This is a genomic window from Achromobacter sp. UBA4530 (genome assembly GCF_002388205.1).
GTDB classification, from domain to species: domain Bacteria; phylum Pseudomonadota; class Gammaproteobacteria; order Burkholderiales; family Burkholderiaceae_B; genus Achromobacter; species Achromobacter animicus.
This window is the reverse complement of the sequence record NZ_DGMA01000013.1, coordinates 1-16366: the sequence shown is the minus strand read 5'-3', so window position 1 is coordinate 16366 and position 16366 is coordinate 1. Positions and strand designations below refer to the sequence as shown.

Annotated in this window: 14 protein-coding genes; 4 read left to right on the top strand and 10 right to left on the bottom strand. The window is 63.9% G+C overall.

Going from position 1 to position 16366, the window contains the following annotated elements:
• Positions 1-33 precede the first annotated feature (33 nt).
• Positions 34-1710, top strand: coding sequence for a membrane protein insertase YidC (gene yidC, locus B2W22_RS12910; protein ID WP_175124831.1), 1677 nt, complete (start codon positions 34-36; stop codon positions 1708-1710).
• A 283-nt stretch (positions 1711-1993) separates the two neighbouring features.
• The gene (locus B2W22_RS12905) at positions 1994-3439 is read left to right on the top strand and encodes a catalase (protein WP_175124830.1); all 1446 of its coding nucleotides are present in this window, start codon (positions 1994-1996) and stop codon (positions 3437-3439) included.
• A 138-nt stretch (positions 3440-3577) separates the two neighbouring features.
• On the opposite strand, the gene B2W22_RS12900 is transcribed toward B2W22_RS12905, so the two are convergent.
• The 10 genes from B2W22_RS12900 to B2W22_RS12855 form a co-directional block, all read right to left on the bottom strand.
• Positions 3578-4456: an ABC transporter permease gene (locus B2W22_RS12900; protein WP_175124829.1), complete on the bottom strand. Its 879-nt coding sequence runs from the start codon at positions 4454-4456 to the stop codon at positions 3578-3580.
• A gap of 8 nt (positions 4457-4464) precedes the next feature.
• Entirely contained in the window at positions 4465-5295 is an 831-nt protein-coding gene (locus B2W22_RS12895; RefSeq protein ID WP_175124828.1) for an ABC transporter ATP-binding protein, read from the bottom strand.
• Between the two features lies 1 nt (position 5296).
• A complete protein-coding gene (locus B2W22_RS12890; RefSeq protein ID WP_056566039.1) occupies positions 5297-6340 on the bottom strand; it encodes an ABC transporter substrate-binding protein in 1044 nt (347 codons plus the stop codon).
• Between the two features lie 43 nt (positions 6341-6383).
• Entirely contained in the window at positions 6384-7286 is a 903-nt protein-coding gene (locus tag B2W22_RS12885) for a TauD/TfdA dioxygenase family protein (RefSeq protein ID WP_175124827.1), read from the bottom strand.
• Positions 7287-7464: 178 nt separating this feature from the next.
• Positions 7465-8664 carry a M20 aminoacylase family protein gene (locus tag B2W22_RS12880; RefSeq protein ID WP_175124826.1) on the bottom strand — a complete coding sequence of 400 codons (1200 nt, stop codon included), beginning with the start codon at positions 8662-8664 and terminating at the stop codon, positions 7465-7467.
• A gap of 111 nt (positions 8665-8775) precedes the next feature.
• Positions 8776-9792: an ABC transporter ATP-binding protein gene (locus B2W22_RS12875; protein WP_286938002.1), complete on the bottom strand. Its 1017-nt coding sequence runs from the start codon at positions 9790-9792 to the stop codon at positions 8776-8778.
• Complete coding sequence (locus B2W22_RS12870) at positions 9789-10799, bottom strand: ABC transporter ATP-binding protein (protein ID WP_286938001.1); 1011 nt, start codon at positions 10797-10799, stop codon at positions 9789-9791. Before B2W22_RS12870 ends, B2W22_RS12875 begins: the two co-directional genes overlap by 4 nt.
• 11 nt (positions 10800-10810) lie before the next feature.
• Positions 10811-11731 carry an ABC transporter permease gene (locus tag B2W22_RS12865; protein WP_286937999.1) on the bottom strand — a complete coding sequence of 307 codons (921 nt, stop codon included), beginning with the start codon at positions 11729-11731 and terminating at the stop codon, positions 10811-10813.
• Positions 11728-12702, bottom strand: a complete 975-nt coding sequence (locus B2W22_RS12860) for an ABC transporter permease (protein ID WP_076518271.1) — start codon at positions 12700-12702, stop codon at positions 11728-11730. Before B2W22_RS12860 ends, B2W22_RS12865 begins: the two co-directional genes overlap by 4 nt.
• Positions 12703-12721: 19 nt before the next feature.
• The gene (locus B2W22_RS12855) at positions 12722-14308 is read right to left on the bottom strand and encodes an ABC transporter substrate-binding protein (protein WP_286937997.1); all 1587 of its coding nucleotides are present in this window, start codon (positions 14306-14308) and stop codon (positions 12722-12724) included.
• Positions 14309-14423: 115 nt separating this feature from the next.
• Here B2W22_RS12855 and mnmE point away from each other — a divergent pair, with 115 nt between their 5' ends.
• Together mnmE and B2W22_RS12845 are read left to right on the top strand one after the other, a co-directional pair.
• Positions 14424-15776, top strand: a complete 1353-nt coding sequence (gene mnmE / locus B2W22_RS12850; protein ID WP_175136949.1) for a tRNA uridine-5-carboxymethylaminomethyl(34) synthesis GTPase MnmE — start codon at positions 14424-14426, stop codon at positions 15774-15776.
• Positions 15777-15955: 179 nt separating this feature from the next.
• Positions 15956-16366 (top strand): contractile injection system protein, VgrG/Pvc8 family (locus B2W22_RS12845; RefSeq protein WP_286937994.1); only part of this gene is annotated, 411 nt, incomplete at its 3' end.

The window sequence follows — 16366 nt, the reverse complement described above, 5'->3', positions numbered from 1 at the left end:
CTTTGCTGGCCCGTATTCACTTCAGTAGGCACCATGGATATCCGACGAACCGTCCTCTGGATGATTTTTTCCTTTTCGCTGTTGCTCCTTTGGAACAACTGGCAAATCCATAACGGCAAGCCGTCGCTGTTCGGGGCCCCGCCCGCGGCCAGCACGAGCGAAGCGCCGGCTGCGGCCAACAACGCGACGCCGTCCGTGCCCAGCGCCCCGGCTGCCACCGCGGCCCCGGCCTCCACGGTGCCTGGCGCCGCCACGCCCGTTCCCACGCGCTCCGAAGAAGTCGTCATCACCACCGACGTGCTGCGCCTGACCTTCGACACGATGGGCGCCCAGCTGGTGCGCGCCGAACTGCTGAAGTACCCGGCCACCGGCCAGGCCGACAAGCCCACGGTTCTGCTGGACCGCTCGGCGGGCCTGAACTACGTGGTGCAGACCGGTGTGGTCGGCGCCCCCAGCGGCCAAAGCTTCCCGACGCACCAGACGCCTTTCCGCCTGGTCTCGCAAGAACGCGAACTGACCGGCGACAACCTGGTCGTCACGTTCGAAGGCGAATCCGGCGGCGTGAAGGTCACCAAGACGTTCACCCTGCACCGTGGCCGCTACGACATCGACGTGCGCCATGACCTGGCCAACGTCGGCACCGCCCCCGTCACGCCCTCGCTGTACCTGCAGATCGAGCGCGACGGCAACGACCCGGCCGACACGTCCAGCTTCTATCACACGTTCACGGGCTTTGCCGTCTACTCGGACCAGGACAAGTTCCAGAAGAGCACGTTCAGCGACATCCAGAAGAAGAAGGCCAGCTACATCAAGCAGGCGGACAACGGCTGGATCGCCGTCGTCCAGCACTACTTCGCCACGGCATGGGTGCCCCCGCAAGGCAAGCCGCGCACCAACGAACTGCTTGAAGTCCAGCCGAACCTGTACGCCGGCCGCAGCATCGAAGCCGTCGGCGACATCGCCCCGGGCGCCGCCGCCCGCGTCGATTCGCACCTGTGGGTCGGTCCGCAAGACCAGAAGGCCATGGCCGCGCTGGCGCCTGGCCTGGAACTGGTGGTCGACTACGGCTGGCTGACCATCATCGCCAAGCCGCTGTTCACCCTGATGACCTGGCTGCATTCCATCCTGGGCAACTGGGGCTGGACGATCGTGGCGCTGACCGTGCTGATCAAGGCCGTGTTCTACCCCCTGGCCGCCGCCAGCTACCGCTCCATGGCCCGCATGAAGCAGGTCGCTCCGCGCCTGCAGGCCCTGAAGGAAAAGTACGGCGACGACAAGCAGAAGCTCAATGCGGCCATGATGGAGATGTACCGCACCGAGAAGATCAACCCGCTGGGCGGCTGCCTGCCGATGCTGGTTCAGATTCCGGTGTTCATCTCGCTGTACTGGGTGCTGCTGGCCAGCGTGGAAATGCGCGGCGCGCCGTGGATCCTGTGGGTGCACGACCTGTCGGTCCGCGATCCGTTCTTCATTCTGCCCGCCATCATGATGGCCACCATGTTCCTGCAGATCAAACTGAACCCGACGCCTCCGGATCCCATCCAGGCCAAGGTCATGATGATCATGCCGCTGGTGTTCGGCGGGATGATGTTCTTCTTCCCGGCCGGCCTGGTGCTGTACTGGTGCGTCAACAACATCCTGTCGATTGCGCAGCAGTGGTCCATCACCCGCGCCATCCAGAAGAAGTCGGAAGCGGCGGCCAATCGCTGATCGCCCTCCCGAAACAAGAAACCGGCCTTTCGAGGCCGGTTTTTTTACGCCCGTTGCCGATGAAACGCGGAAGGCACACTCAGCATTTTCTATGCCCATGAGGCATATACATAGGTATTACTTATCGACAAAGCAGGATCAATCAACTTCACACCGTCAACCATGACACCTATGATGGCTCTGAATTTGCCCTCCGGCGTCCCGCCCGCCGGAGTTTTTGCTGCAACGCGCGCGGCCCGCCAAGCGGATCCGCGTCATCCAGAAATGATCTAGGGAGTGTGCCATGACCGACAAGAAGCCTCTGACTACCGCCTCGGGCGCCCCAGTACCGGACAACAACAACACCCTGACCGCCGGCCCCCGCGGCCCGGCCCTGCTGGAAGATTTCTGGCTGATTGAAAAACTTGCCCACTTCGACCGCGAACGCATCCCCGAGCGCGTCGTCCACGCCAAGGGCTCCGGCGCCTACGGCAAGTTCACCGTCACCCACGACATCACCCGCTACACCCGCGCCAACATCTTTTCCAAAGTCGGCAAAGAGACGCCACTCTTCCTGCGCTTTTCGACCGTCGCCGGCGAACGCGGCGCGGCCGATGCCGAGCGCGACGTGCGCGGCTTTGCCATCAAGTTCTACACCGACGAAGGCAACTGGGATCTGGTCGGCAACAACACGCCCGTCTTCTTCATCCGCGACCCGCTGAAGTTCCCCGACTTTATCCACACCCAGAAGCGCGATCCCAAGACCAACCTGCGCAACGCCACCGCGGCGTGGGATTTCTGGTCGCTCAACCCCGAATCGCTGCACCAGGTCACCACGCTGATGAGCGATCGCGGCATCCCCGCCAACCTGCGCCAGCAGCACGGCTTTGGCTCGCACACGTTCAGCTTCATCAACGCCAACAACGAACGCTTCTATGTGAAGTTCCACTTCAAGTCGCAGCAGGGCATCGCCTGTCTGACCGATGAAGAGGCCGCGCAGGTCGTCGCCCACGACCGCGAAAGCTCGCAGCGCGACCTGTTCCAGAACATCGAGGAGGGCAACTTCCCGAAGTGGACGTTGAAGGTGCAGATCATGCCCGAGGCCGAAGCGGCGACGTATCACATCAACCCGTTCGACCTGACCAAGGTCTGGCCGCATGGCGACTACCCCCTGATCGAAGTCGGCGTGCTGGAGCTGAACCGCAACCCCGAGAACTACTTCGCCGAGGTCGAGCAGGCCGCCTTCACGCCGGCCAACGTGGTCCCGGGCATCGGCTTCTCGCCGGACAAGATGCTGCAGGGCCGCCTGTTCTCGTATGGCGACACGCACCGCTATCGCCTGGGCATCAACCATCACCAGATCCCGGTGAATGCGCCCAAGTGCCCGTTCCACAGCTTCCATCGCGACGGGGCCGGCCGGGTGGACGGCAATGCCGGCGCCACGATCAACTACGAGCCCAACAGCGCGGGCGAATGGAAGGAAACGCCCTCGGCGGCCGAACCGCCGCTGGCGCTGGACGGCCAGGCCGCGGCCCGCTGGAACCATCGCGTCGATGACGACTATTACTCGCAACCGGGCGCCTTGTTCCGCCTGATGACGCCCGCGCAGCAGGAATTGCTGTTCGGCAACATCGGCCGCCACATGGCCAGCGTGCCGGAAGTCATCCAGCGCCGCCAGCTGGATCACTTCCGGAAGGCCGATCCGGCCTATGCCGAAGGCGTCGCCAAGGCGTTGGGGCTGAAGCTGTAAACGCTACGCACCATCCATGAGAAGGGGGGCGGCATCATGGCCGCCCCCCTTTTTCATTCTGATCGCACGATCGCTGCAACAATCGCCGCAGCAATCACCGGAATCATCCCGCGGCATCCGCCGCAAACCGCACACCAATCACCGCTGCATTCCCCAACGCCGCACCGTCAGCCGCTCCAGCGTATCGAACGCCAGGTTTTCCACAAGCAGGCCGATGATGACCACCGCGGCCAGGCCCGCGAACACCCGGTCTGTGTATAACTCGTTGCGGTTCTGAAAGATGTACCAGCCCAGCCCGCCCTTGCCGCTGGACGCGCCAAACACCAGTTCGGCGGCAATCAGCGTGCGCCACGCGAACGCCCAGCCGATCTTCAATCCGGCCAGGATGGCGGGCAGCGCGGCCGGCACCAGAATCTGCAGGACGTAGCGCAACCCGGTCAGCCCGTAATTGCGCCCCGCCATCCGCAGGGTGTCAGACACCCCCAGAAAGCCCGCATACATGTTCAGCGCCAGCGCCCACAGTACCGAGTGGATCAGCACGAACACCAGGCTGCCTTCGCCCAGCCCGAACCACAGCAGCGCCAGCGGCAGCAGGGCAATCGCCGGCAGCGGATTGAACATCGCCGTCAGGGTGGACAGCAGATCACGGCCGAACCGCGTGGACACCGCCAGCGTCGTCAGCACAAAGGCGAGCACGACACCCGCCAAGTAGCCCTGCACCAGCACGCGCATCGACTGTCCGGCGCGCGCCAGCAGCTCGCCGCTGGTCACGCCGTCGACAAAGGCCTGCGCGGTCTGCCATGCGCCGGGCAACAGCAGATCATTGTCGGTATAACGCGCCGCCAGCTCCCACACCGCCGCCAACAGGACAAGGATCACGCCCTTGCGCAGGGCGGCGTGCTGCCACAGCCGCTCGTGCCACGGCAGCGGCGCCTCGGCGGCCTGCGGGGGCAGGGGCGGCAGGTCGTATTCCACCTCGGGGCGAATGAACGCCGATCCGGCATGGCTGATGCTCATGCGCGCTCTCAGGCCGCCGCGCGCTCGGCCTGAGCCAGCGGGGCGGTTTCGAACAACAGGTCGTGAATGCGGCGCGACGCCGCCTGAAACGCCGCTGATCCCTGGCTGTGCAGGTCAAAGCCGTGCGCATTCAGTTCGGCGCGCACGCGGCCCGGATGCGGGGACAGCAACAGAATGCGGCTGCCCAGCACCAGCGCCTCTTCGATCGAGTGTGTGACGAACAGCAGCGTAAACCGCACGTCGTCCCACAGCGCCATCAGCTCTTCCTGCATGCGACGGCGCGTCAGCGCATCCAGCGCCGCGAACGGCTCGTCCATCAGCAACACGCGCGGCTGCATGGCCAACGCGCGCGCAATGGCCACGCGCTGCTTCATGCCGCCCGACAGCGTATGCGGATAGGCATCGGCAAAGGCCGCCAGCCCCACCTTGTCCAAGTAATGCATCGCCCGTTCATCGGCCTCGCGCCGGTTGAGCTTGCGCGAGGCCAGCAGCGGAAACGCCACGTTCTGGCGCAGCGTCTTCCAGGGCGGCAACTGGTCGAATTCCTGGAACACCACGATGCGGTCCGGGCCAGGCCCTTGCACGGTCTTGCCGTCGATCGCGATCCGTCCCTCAGTGGGTTCGATGAAGCCCGCAACCGCCTTGAGCAGCGTCGATTTCCCGCACCCGGACGGCCCGAGCAGAATGAAACGCTCGGCGCCGTGCACGTCAAAACTGACCTGATGCGTCGCGCGCACACGCCGTTCGCGCGTCTTATATTCGATCGACACCTTATCCACAGCCAGCAAAGGCGTGGGCCGTTGAACGTTATCCACAGGGGCGGCGGGGCTCACAGCCATGTCAGCTGCCCTGCGCCGTGACGGGATCGTCGAAGAAATAGTCGCGCCAGCTTGCCGGTGCGTTCTTGATCGCGCCGACCTTGTGCATGAACTGCGCCAGCGCGAACGTGTTTTGCGGCTGCAGTTTGAACTGCACGTCGGGATTCTTGATGACCTTGATGAGGAAGTCGCGATCCTGCTTGGCGCCGGTGACGCGCAGATAGATGTCCGCGGCCTTCTCCGGATTGGCGGCGGCAAAACTCGCGGCTTCCTTCAACGCTTCCTGGAAGGCCTTGTAGGTCTTGGGATTGTCGCGGCGGAATTTCTCGGTAGCGAACAGCACCGTCGACGAACTGGGGCCGCCCAGCACGTCATACGAATTGAGCACGATGCGCGCCTTGGGGTTCTCGGCCAGCTCCTGCTCCTGGAAAGGCGGGTTGCCGAAGTGGCCGGTGATTTCCGTGCCGCCGGCAATGATGGCCGCCGCGGCGTCCGGGTGCGGCAGCGCCACCGAGATCTTGTCCAGCTTGTTGTACTGCGCGTCGCCCCACAGCTTGGCCGACGCCAGTTGCAGCACGCGCGATTGCACAGACACGCCCACGGCGGGCACGGCGATGCGGTCCTTGTCCGTAAAGTCGGCGATCGTCTTCACGTTCGGGTTGTTGGTGACCAGGTAGTACGGAAAGTTGCCCAGCGACGCCACGCCCTTCACGTTCTGCTTGCCGTGCGTGCGATCCCAGATCGTCAAGAGCGGTCCCACGCCCGCCCCCGCGATGTCCACAGCCCCCGACAGCAGCGCGTCATTCACCGCCGAGCCCCCGGACAGCTTGGCCCACTCGACCGAGATATCCACACCTTCGGCCTTGCCGTGCTTTTCGATGAGCTGCTGGTCTCGCGCCACGTTCAGCAGCAGATAGACGATGCCGTACTGTTCGGCAATGCGGATGCGCCCTTCGGCCATGGCCGGCGTCGGCGAAGCCAGCGCCAGCACGGCAAGTATCAGCGCGAGGCCCGCGCCCGTGGCGGTCTGGACCAGTCGATCCCGTAGCGTGGAGGTCAAACGCATGGCGTTCCTTGTGGATAAGTGGTTTAAGGCCGACATGCGCGCGTCAGAACGGCACATCGCCTTCGATCGTGGTGCGGTAGAGCTTGCGGCGCAGGTGATCCGGCGTGCCGCCCGCCAGGTGGATCAGCGAGCGGTTGTCCCAGAACACCAGGTCATGCGGCTGCCATTTGTGACGGTAGATGTGTTCCGGCCGCACGCTGTGGGCGAACAGCTCGGCGAGGAGCGCGCGGCTCTCGTCTTCGGGCAATCCTTCGATGCGAGTCGTGAAGCCTTCGCTCACGAACAGCGCGCGGCGGCCGTTCTCCGGATGCGTGCGCACCACCGGATGCACCACCTCCTGCACCTGCGCAATCTGTTGCGCGCTCAGATTCGGGCGCCAGTTGCCTTCCTTCTGCAGTTGCCCGTATTGGGCCAGGTAGGAATGCACGCCGCGCTTGCCGTCGATCGCGTCCTTCAGTGCCTGCGGCAAGGTGTCGTAGGCCAGGTGCATGTTCGCGAACAGGGTGTCGCCGCCTTCGGCAGGCAATTCCTGCGCATGCAGCAGCGACCCCAGGCTGGGCAGTTCCTTGTACGAGATGTCCGAGTGCCAGTACTTGCCCGCGTCGCCCAGCCCGATAGGCTTGCCGTCTTCCAGAATGTTCGAGACGGTCAGAATCTCGGGATGGCCCGGCAGGTGGAATTGGTGCAGCACGTGGATCATCAGGCGGCCGAAGCGGCGGCTGAAATCGATGTGCTGCTGGGGCGTGATGCGCTGGTCGCGGAACACGAGCAGGTGGTGGTCCAGATGCGCCTTGTGCACGCGCGCAAAATCGGCGGTCGCCAGTTCCTGCGACAGGTCCAGGCCGATGATTTCCGCGCCCAGGGGACCGGGCAGGGGGCGCACGTCAAAGGACTGCGGCTGGGGGGCGGCGTGCGCTTCGCGCCGCAAGGCATTGCTCTGGGACATCGATCGCTCCGTATTCGCCTTGCGGCATGGCTGGAACGACCGATTATGGAAACCGCGCCATGTATCTCAAACGAAGATATCGGCGTTTGATCAAAGCTTTACGTCATATAGCAAAAAGCCGCGGGGCGCCCCCGCGGCTTCATGGCCATCCGCATATAAGCAAATAGCGTATTGGTCCTTACCTGGCCGGCATGAAGGCCTCGACCAGCTTCACCCAGTACGTCGCGCCCACCGGCAGCAGCGCGTCATTGAAGTCGTAGTTGGGGTTGTGCAGCTGGCACGGACCCATGCCGTGATACGACTCCATGCGGTGATCGCCGTCGCCGTTGCCCAGGAACAGATACGAGCCCGGCACGGATTCCAGGAAGAACGAAAAATCCTCCGCGCCCATGAAGGGCGGCATGTCGCGCAGCACGTTTTCCGCGCCAAAGGTGTCTTCGGCAACCTTGGCCGCAAACGCGGTTTCGTTTTCCCAGTTCACCAGCGGCGGATACGCGCGCACAAAATCCAGCTCGCCCGTGCCGCCATAGACCTGCGGCAGGGTGGTGGCGATGCGGCGCATGTCGGCTTCGATCTTGTCCAGCGTCTCCACGGAATACGTGCGCACCGTGCCGCGCAGCACGGCCTCGCCGGGAATCACGTTGTAGGCATCGCCCGCGTGAATCTGCGTGATCGACAGCACCGCCTGATCCAGCGGATTCTTGCTTCGCGAGATGACCGTCTGCAGCGCGTGCACCATGTCGGCGGCCACGATGATGGGGTCAACAGACGAATGCGGCTGCGCCGCATGCCCGCCGACACCCTTGATCACGATGTCCCAGCGATTACTTGACGCCATCGTCGGCCCCGACCGGAAGCCGAACTGATTGACCGGCATGCCCGGCATGTTGTGGATGCCGAACACCGCATCGCAGGGAAACTTGTCGAACAGCCCGTCCTGCATCATGGCGCGCGCGCCGGCATTGCCGCCTTCCTCGGCCGGCTGGAAGATGAACACGACTGTGCCGTCGAAATTGCGATGCGTGGACAGATACTGCGCGGCGCCCAGCAGCATCGTCGTGTGCCCGTCATGGCCGCAGCCGTGCATGCGCCCGCTGATCGTGGACTTGTGGGAAAACCGGTTGTGTTCCGGCATCGGCAAAGCATCCATATCGGCGCGCAGGCCGATGGTCTTGCCGCCGCTGCCGGCGCGCAAAATGCCCACCACACCGGTTTTCCCCAGCCCCGTGTGAACTTCGAGTCCCCAGCCGCGCAGGCGTTCGGCCACCAGGTTGGATGTGCGCGTTTCCTGGAACGCCAGTTCCGGATGCGCATGGATGTCGCGTCGCAGGGCCGTCAGATCCCCGTGTACGCGTTCGATTTCGGCAATGGTTTTCATGGCTGTGGATAAGCTGTCTGGATTGAAGGAGGGCGCACGCGCAAATGGCCTGCTGGTCGGGGAATTCTCGCGCCGCCCCGCGTGCCGCGTCCAGCCCTTTCTCGGCGCAGGTCAGGCGGCATCGTTCAAATGGCAGGCGCTGAACTGGCCTGGCGCGATTTCGCGCAGGAGCGGGCGCTCGGCCTTGCAGCGCGGCATCGCATGGGGACACCGCGGGTGAAACGCGCACCCCGTGGGCGGATCCAGGGGCGAGGGCAGCTCGCCCCGGATGGGCTGATACGCACGCCGCCCCGGCGTCAGCGTCGGCAGCTCCTTGAGCAGCGCCTGCGTGTACGGATGATTGGCGCGCGCGAACACCGTATCGGTATCGGCCAGCTCGACGATGCGTCCCAGATACATGATCGCCACGCGGTCCGAGATATGGCTGACCACGCTGAGGTTATGGCTGATGAACAGATACGTCAGGTCCAGCTCATCGCGCAGCCGTTCGAACAGATTCAGCACCTGCGCCTGGATCGACACGTCCAGCGCGGCCACGGCCTCGTCGCAGACGATGACCGAAGGCTTCAGCGCCAATGCCCGCGCAATGCCGATGCGCTGACGCTGGCCGCCCGAAAACTGATGGGGATAACGCTGTGCAAAGCTCGGATCAAGCCCCACCTGGCGCATCAAACCGGCCACGTACTCCTGCTTGTCCCGCGACCGGATCAGGCCATGCGCCGCGGGCGCCTCGCCGATGATCTCGCGCACACGCATGCGCGGATTCAGGGACGCGTACGGATCCTGGAAGATCATCTGCACGCCCAGCTCGTAAGCGCGCCGCTCCGGGCCCTTCATGGCTTGCACGGGCTTGCCCTGATAATCCACCTGCCCGGCGGTCGGCGGCAGGATGCCCGACACGATGCGGCCCAGCGTGGATTTTCCACAGCCTGATTCACCGACGATGCCGATCACTTCGCCCGGCCGGACCGCCAAGTCCACGCCGGCCACGGCATGCACCACCTGCGTCTTCAGTCCCGCGCCCAGCAGGTTGGCGATGCGGCCGGCCAGGTCCACCGGCTGCACGAAGCGTAGTTCGACGTCGCGCAGGGCGAGGATCGGCGTGGGATTGTTCAGGGCGTCGTTCATATCGCGGCCGGCGCTCCAGCATGCCAGCAGCGCACCCATTGCGCCGGGCGGACTTCAACAGGCGGCGGTTCGACCAGACAGGCGTCCGTCGCGCGCGGACACCGCCCTCGGAATGCACAGCCCTGCGGCAGGTTGAGCAGCGACGGCGTCATCCCGGGAATCGGCACCAGTGGCTTGCCGCGCGACTGCGGCGTCGGAATGGACGCGATCAACCCGTGCGTGTAGGGATGCATCGGGTGGCGGATGACCGCCTCGGTGCTGCCGGTTTCCACGACGCGCCCCGCATACATCACCGACACGCGATCGGCCAGACCCGCCACCACGGCCAGGTCATGCGTGATCCAGATGAGACCGGTCCCCGTTTCGCGGCAGAGTTTCTGCACCTCGAACAGGATCTGGCCTTGAATCGTGACATCCAGCGCCGTCGTGGGCTCGTCCGCAATGATGAGGCGCGGAGAATTCAACAGCGCAATGGCGATGGCCACGCGTTGGCGCATGCCGCCCGACAACTGATGCGGATAGGTTCGAAGGCGCTCTTCCGGCGACGGAATGCCCACCATGGCAAGCGTCTGCAGCGCGCGCTGGCGCGCCGCCTCGCGAGACACTTTGGCGTGCGCTTGCACCGCTTCGATCATCTGCGTATCTACGCGCAGCACCGGGTTAAGCGTCATCATCGGGTCCTGGAAGATCATCGCGATCTCCTGTCCCCGCAACTGCCGCCACCGCGCGGGCGTGGCCGCGCGCAGGTCTTCACCGTTGAGCAGCACCTGGCCTTCGACGATGCGGCCGGGTTCATCTAACAGGCCCATCAAGGAAAAACCCGTGATGCTCTTGCCCGATCCGGACTCGCCGACTAGGCCCAGGATTTCGCCCTCGGCCAGCGTCAGGTCCACGCCGTCCACGGCCTTGACCACGCCGTTGCGCGTGAAGAAATGCGTCTTCAGCCCATGCACATCAAGCACCGGGGAACGGTCAGGCAGGGGGCGTTGCGCCGCAAGTATCTGCATCGCTCCTGTCCTCAATTCGCATGCCGCGGGTTGAGCACATCGCGCAGGTGGTCGCCCACCAGATTGATCGCGATGATGGCCAGCGCCAGCGCAATGCCGGGAAAGAATGAAATCCAATATTGGCCCGACAGCAGGTATTCAAAGCCGTTGTAGATCAGCATGCCCAGCGACGGTTCCGTCACCGGCACGCCGACACCCAGGAACGACAGCGTGGCTTCCAGCGCGATCGCGTGCGCCAGGTCGATCGTGGCGATCACGATGAGCGGCGGCATGCAGTTCGGCAGCACGTGCCGGAACAGCACGCGCGACCACGACAGCGACATGCAGCGCGCCGCCTCCACATATTCCTTGCCGCGCTCGACCAGCGCCGCGCCGCGCGCCGCCCGCGCAAAATACGCCCACTGCACGACGATGAGCGCGATGATCACCTTATCCACACCCTTGCCCAGAATCGCCAGCAACATCAGCGCCACCAGGATCGCCGGGAACGACAACTGGATATCCACAACCCGCATCAGCAGGGCATCGATGCGTCCGCCGAAATAGGCGGCAATCAGCCCGACCGTCGCGCCAATGCCAAAGGCGGCCAGCACCGACACCGTGGCCACCATCAGACTGGTGCGCATGCCGTACAGAATGGCGGAAAAGAGATCGCGCGCCTGGCCGTCGGTGCCTAGCAAATGGCGCATCGAACCATCCCCACTTTCGCTGCCAGGCTTGAGCTTTGAATCCATGATGTCCAGGCTGGCCAGATCGTACGGATTCTGCGGCGCGATCCAGGGCGCCAGCAACGCCGCCCCCACGATCACGATCAACATCACCAGCCCCAGCGTGGCGAGCTTGCTGGCGAAGAAATCCGACACGAAGCGGCGCCAGGGCGTCTGCTCCTTCGTCGGAGTCGGGGGCGAGGCAACGGTGGCGGGCGTGTTCATCGGCGGCTATCCAGGCGTACGCGGGGGTCCAGCACCGTGTAGATGATGTCCACCACCAGATTCAACATGACCAGGAAGAACACGATCAGCAGCAGATACGCGACCACCACCGGACGATCCAGGTTGATGATGGAATCGATCAGCAGCTTGCCCATGCCCGGCCACGAAAACACGGTCTCGGTCACGACGGCAAACGCCATCACCTGGCCGAACTCCAGGCCCGCCACCGTCACCACCGGAATCAGGATGTTCTTGAGCAGATGCACGCCCAGCACGCGCTTTTCCGACAAGCCCTTGGCGCGCGCGAACTTGATGTAGTCCATCGGCAGCGCCTCTCGCGTGGCGGCCCGCGTCACGCGAATGATCATCGCGCACTTGGCAAAGGCGATCGTCGCCGCGGGCAATGCCAAGCTGAGCCAGCCATCGAACGTCAGCACACTCAACTGCAGCGAGCCGATGCTGACCGTGTCGCCACGGCCGCCGGCCGGCACCCAGCCCAGCATTACGGCGAACACCATGATGAGCATCAGGCCCACCCAGAAATTCGGCAGCGAAAATCCCAGCACCGAGCCCGTCATGATCGCTCGCGAACCCACCGCCGCAGGCTTCAAGCCAGCCAGAATGCCGAGCGGCACGCCGATCAGCACCGACAGCAGCATCGCCACACAGGCCAATTCCACCGTGGCGGGCATGCGCTCCAGGATCAGGTGCATGGCCGGCTCGCCGGTCAGGAAACTGTTCCCGAAATCGCCGCGCACGGCCTGGCTCATGAAGATCAGGTACTGCCGCCACAACGGCTGGTCCAGTCCCAGCGACGCGCTGATCGCGGCGCGTTGCGCCTCGGTCGCTTCGGGACTGGCCAGCATCGAGACGGGATCGCCGACCATGTAAATGCCGGCAAAGACCAACGCCGACATGACGAGCATGACGACGATGGTCTGCAGCAGCCTTCTGACAATGGTTGCAAGCACGAGAGATCGCCCGGCGCGCTTACTTTTTCAGCGTTGCGTTCTGCGCCAGCGTGACCTGGTCCGGACGGCCCTGGTAGCGTATGTCGTTCTTCATGGCCCAGACCGACAGCTCGAAATGCACGGGCAGCATGGCGAAGTCATCCATCGCGATATTGCTGGCCGTCGACAGCAGTTCCGCCCGCTTGGCGTCGTCCATCGTGGACGAGGCCTGCTTCACCAGCTCGTCCATCTTGGGATTGGAATAGCGGCTGCGGTTCGTCGTGCCCTGGCCGGCTTCCGGATTGCGCGTCATCAGCAGCGACGTCAGCGCGTTGGACATTTCACCGCTCGTCACCGACCATCCCGCGAGGTACGCCGAGAACGAATAGCTGTCGCGGTTCTTGAAGAACACCGGGGGCGCCATCGCGTCCACGCTGGTCTTCACGCCGATGCGCGTCCACATCGATGCAATGGCCTGCGCCACCTTCGAATCGTTGACATACCGGCCGGACGGCGAGCCCAGCGTGATCGAAAACCCGTTCGGATAGCCCGCTTCCTTGAGTAGCGCCTTGGCCTTTTCCACATCGGCCTTGGGCGCCTTCGAGTGTTCCTTGCTGGCGCCAAACATCGGATACGGCAGCAGGTTGCCCGCGGGCAGGGCGACGCCGCCCATCACGCGTTCGACCAGCGCATCGCGGTTGATCGCCAGCGACAAGGCCTCGCGCACGCGCTTGTCCTTCATCGGATTCTTTTCGGTGCCCTGCACGCCGGGCGACGGCTCCGCATACTGGTCCAGCGCCACGTACACCACGCGCACCGACGGCGTTTCCTCGACAAAGAGCTTCTTGTCGGATTTCAGCTTCGGCAGGTCGTCAGTGGGGGGATCTTCAATCATGTCCACGTCGCCGGCCAGCAATGCGGCCACGCGCGCTGCCGCGTTGCTGATGGGGCGGTAGACCACGCGATCCCACTCGGGTTTCTTGCCCCAGTAGTTGTCGTTGCGCGCCAGCACGAATTCAGCGCCGCGCTTCCAGGACACGAACTTGTAGGGACCGGTGCCGATCAGGCCATCGCCGCTATTCAGTTCGGTTGTCGTCTTGCCTTCCGCAGCCGGCCCTGATGCGGCCTTCTTCGACATGATCGGCAACTGCGCCAGATTGACCAGCAGGTTAGGCGCGACTTCCTTGGTGGTGATGCGGATCGTCATCGGATCCACCGCTTCGGTCTTGGCGACGGACCCCAGATACAGCGTGAACGGCGACGGGCTGTTCGGCACCTTCGGGACGCGGTCATACGTGAACACGACATCCTCGGCGGTGAACGGCGTGCCATCCGAGAATTTCACGTTCGGCCGCAGCTTGAAAGTCCAGACCTTGCCATCCACGGTCCACGATTCCGCCAGCGAAGGCTGCGGCTTGAGTTGCGCGTCCGTGGCAACGAGCGTATCGAAAATGGTTTGGGAGATCTGCGTGTTCGGGGTCAACGCGTGGTATTGCGGATCCATCGACGAGGGCTCGGTCTTCAACCCGATCACCAGGTCGCGAGCCATGGCCGAACTGTATGTGCCACAGGCCATCACCACCGCGGCAGCGCCGCAGGCCAAGACACGCGAAAACCGAGATGCCATCGTGATCTCCCAGAGTTGTTTCGGGTTTTGAACCTCGGGGCCACAGTAACCAGCAAACAACGCGCCGCGCAACAGTTATATTCCCCTATTGTTTAGCCCTGCCTTCTACCCTGATATGTCCGCCTACGCCCCCATCGCCGCCATCGCCACCGCCCCCGGAAGAGGCGGCATCGGCGTCGTGCGCATTTCTGGTGCGGACCTGTCCGGATTGGTGCGGCGCCTGTTCCAGCGCGATCTCACACCGCGCCATGCGCACTATCTTCCCTTCAAAACGGTAGACGGCGAACTGCTGGACGAGGGCATTGCCATCTACTTTCGTGGGCCGCATTCCTACACCGGCGAAGACGTGCTGGAACTGCAGGGCCACGGCGGCCCGGCCGTGCTGCGACGTGTGCTGGATAGCTGTCTGGTCGCCGGCCGAGATCTGGGCGTGCGATTGGCCGAACCCGGCGAATTCACGCGCCGCGCGTTTCTGAACGACCGCATGGATCTGGCGCAGGCCGAGGCGGTTGCCGACCTGATCGAAGCCTCGTCCGTGGCGGCCGCGCGCGGCGCCATGGCGTCGCTGTCAGGCGAATTCTCGGCGCGTGTGAACGACCTGTCCGATCGCATCATCCATCTGCGCATGCTGGTCGAGGCGACCCTGGATTTTCCCGAAGAAGAAATCGACTTCCTGGAAAAGTATCAAGCCCGTCCGACGTTGGACGCGCTGGCGGGCGATCTTTCCGCATTGATTGCCCAAGCGCGGCAGGGCGTCATCCTGCGCGAAGGCCTGCATGTGGTGTTGGCCGGCCAGCCCAACGTAGGCAAGTCGAGCCTGCTCAACGCGCTGGCCGGCGACGACATCGCCATCGTCACGCCCATCGCCGGCACCACGCGCGACAAAGTGGTGCAGGAAATCCATATTGATGGCGTGCCGCTGCACATTGTCGACACGGCCGGCCTGCGGGAAACCGAAGACACGGTGGAAAGCATCGGCATTGCTCGCACCTGGCAAGAGATCGAGCGCGCCGACGTCATCCTCCATTTGCAGGATGCCACCCAGCCAGGCGACGAGCTGGACGCGCAGATCACCGCACGGCTGCCGCCGCACACGCCGGTGCTGAAGGTGTTCAACAAGGTGGATCTGTTGCCCGAGCCTTTCGTCGCCGGCCCCGGCGAACTGGGCATCTCGGCCAAACGCGGCGCGGGGCTGGATTTGCTTCGCGCGGAGCTGCTGCAAATTGCGGGCTGGAATCCGGGTGCGGAATCGCCTTGGTTGGCGCGCGAACGTCATTTGCATGCGTTGCAGGAGGCGGCAGAGCATCTGGAACTGGCTGCCGCGCATGCCAGCCAGGATGATCGGGTGTTGGACTTGTTTGCCGAGGAACTGCGGTTGGCGCATGACAGCTTATCGAGCATCACCGGCAAGTTCACCAGCGATGATCTGCTGGGGGAGATTTTTTCGAGTTTCTGCATCGGTAAGTGAGGGGGCATTTCAGCCCGCAGTCCGGCATTGCGGAACTGCTTCAACATGCGTGAACAGATCAGTTTTCTTTATTAATAAGACTCCTCTGATTTACACGAAATATCGGCGGCTTTTAAAACCGGTGGTGCCCTTTGGCACCAAGGACGACCCGTGCGGTCTGTCGCAACCGGAAGCTCGCCATGCCCACCCAATCCGATCTGCGTTTCACGTTCGCTGTCGGCGACGAATCGTTTGAGGTCATCAAATTTACACTGCAAGAAGGGTTGTCCGAGACCTTTCTGCTGGAGGTGGACCTAACCAGCGGCAACCCCGCCATCGATTTCGGCGTAGTCCTGGACCGCGCCGCGTTGCTTACGATCTGGCACGGCGTCACGCCCGTGCGCTACGTGCACGGCGCAGTCTCGTCGTTCGTTCAGGGCGACACGGGCTTTCGGCGTACGCGCTACTCGGCGATTGTCGAGCCGCGCCTGGCGCGGCTAAAGCTCAGCTCCGACTGGCGTATCTTCCAACGCCAGAGCGTGCCGCAAATCACCGAGGCGGTGCTCAAGGCGCATGGTCTTACGCAGGACTACGAGCTGCGCGGCACCACC